A 752-nucleotide genomic window follows, 5' to 3' on the forward strand; every position below is an offset into this window, starting at 1 on the left:
GGGTTTATTTTACAGTTTATTAGATTAATACCAATGCTTTCTTTGACTTCTGCTATCACGCCTACTTGGCTAAAAAGTTTGCTTTGAATGGCATTTGGATAATCTTGTGGATAAGCATTTGTAGCAGAAAATGGATTAGCTACCAATTCAATTGGTTGTATCGTGGCTTTTCTTCTTTTTGCATTTGGGTAAACATACAGCAGTCCGACTCGTTTTTCTGTGCCATTCTTTTTGGCAAACACTTCTATGGTGCCAAGTTGGCTTAAAGCACTATTATAAGAGTAATCATAGGATGATTACTCTTATAATAAATAATGGTTTTGGTTACAGATGTCGGCACATCCTTTGATGTATACACGGTTTTTCCTTGTTGATAGGCTGACTGCTCCATAATAAGATTGATGCTTTCTTTGTTCATGTTGGACAACGCATCGCTCATTGTCAAAGTGGGTGTATCTACCATTAGTCCATCACTGCATCTAAATATTAGCAACGTCTCATCATCTGTCAAAGGTGTGTCTTGGTCTGACTGTTCAAAATACAGGTGTAGCTCTACACTACTAAGACTTGTTTTTGATTGATTGCTTGGTGAAAATAAGTTTAACCAAGCGGGTGTATATTCATTGGGTCTGCCATATTGAATAATCTCTGATAGATTGACTAACTCTTTTCTTTGGTAGCTACGATATTCTGTTATCAAATCGTTCTTCCTACCGAAATATACCTGTTTGCTTTTATAACCAACAAACCTT

2 protein-coding genes are annotated in these 752 nt (G+C 36.4%); both read right to left on the bottom strand.

Features of this window, described 5'->3' with window-relative positions; translation table 11 throughout:
- Nucleotides 1-242 (bottom strand): hypothetical protein (locus B0182_RS13670; RefSeq protein ID WP_143821772.1); only part of this gene is annotated, 242 nt, incomplete at its 3' end.
- 20 nt (nt 243-262) lie between these two features.
- The coding region (locus B0182_RS13675) for a hypothetical protein (RefSeq protein WP_211271661.1) at nt 263-752 on the bottom strand (490 nt) is incomplete at its 5' end.

It is taken from the genome of Moraxella bovis, assembly GCF_002014975.1.
Lineage (GTDB): Bacteria > Pseudomonadota > Gammaproteobacteria > Pseudomonadales > Moraxellaceae > Moraxella > Moraxella bovis.